At 67.3% G+C, this 978-nt stretch carries 1 protein-coding gene; it reads left to right on the forward strand.

Features of this window, described 5'->3' with window-relative positions; all coding sequences use genetic code 11:
* Positions 1-978: PA domain-containing protein (locus H0524_RS06295; protein WP_309225032.1), on the forward strand; the 978-nt coding region annotated here is incomplete at both ends.

Raw genomic sequence — 978 nt, forward strand, 5'->3', positions numbered from 1 at the left:
CCATCACCCGCACCAGCCTCGGCCTCATCAAAGAAGACGAACGCTACGACCTCACCATCACACTCCGCGACCGCAACGGCGAACCCACCAGCGGAACCGTCCTGATAAACATTGCCGGGGAAAGGTTCGGCGGATACGTCGCCGTCGACGGTGAGCGAACCCTGCGCCTCGCACCCGGGACCTACACCCTGCACGCCGAGATTGATATTCCGGGTGAACGGGCTGACTCCCTCGGCCTCGCCCTGCTGGTCGCCCCGGGAGTCGTGCTCGACAAACCAACCGAGGTGAACCTGGACGCCAGCCAGGCCCGGCTACTCGACACCACCGCCCCCCAACGCACCGAAAACCGGCAGCGCAAACTCGAATACGTCGTCGACTACCCCGAAGGCAGCCCCTTCCGCTACGCCCACAACATCTCGGACACGTACGACGACCTGTATGTCCTGCCGACGGAGGAGCCCACCGAGAGCGCGTTCAGCATGGTGGCCTGGTGGCGTAAGGGTGAGCCGGTCCTGAGCCTGCGCGCCCTCGGCCTGCTCCCCATCGACGCCCTGGCCCAAGCCGGCAGCACCATCACCACCGGCGCCCAATGGCTACGCCCCGTCTACGCCGGCACCGGCACCCCCGAGGACTACGCCAACGTCGACGCCGACGGCAAAATCGCCGTCATCACCCGCAGCGACGACATCAGCGCAGCCGACCGGGCCGCCGCCGCAGCCGCCGCCGGAGCCGAACTCCTCCTGGTTGTCAACGACCGCCCCGGAGTCCTCTCCGAATGGGTCGGCGACTCCCCCATCCCGGTGGCCAGCGTCCACCGCGACATCGGAAACATCCTGATCACACTCGCCAAACACGGCATGCCGCCACTGAAGGTCACCCAGAAGGAGTACGCCGACACCATCTACGACCTGGCCCGGGTCTGGCGGGACCAGGTGCCCGACCAGCCCCTCACCTACCACCCCAGCCACCACGACCTGG

This window comes from Salinispora sp. H7-4, assembly GCF_013416675.1.
Taxonomy (GTDB): Bacteria; Actinomycetota; Actinomycetes; order Mycobacteriales; family Micromonosporaceae; genus Micromonospora; species Micromonospora vitiensis.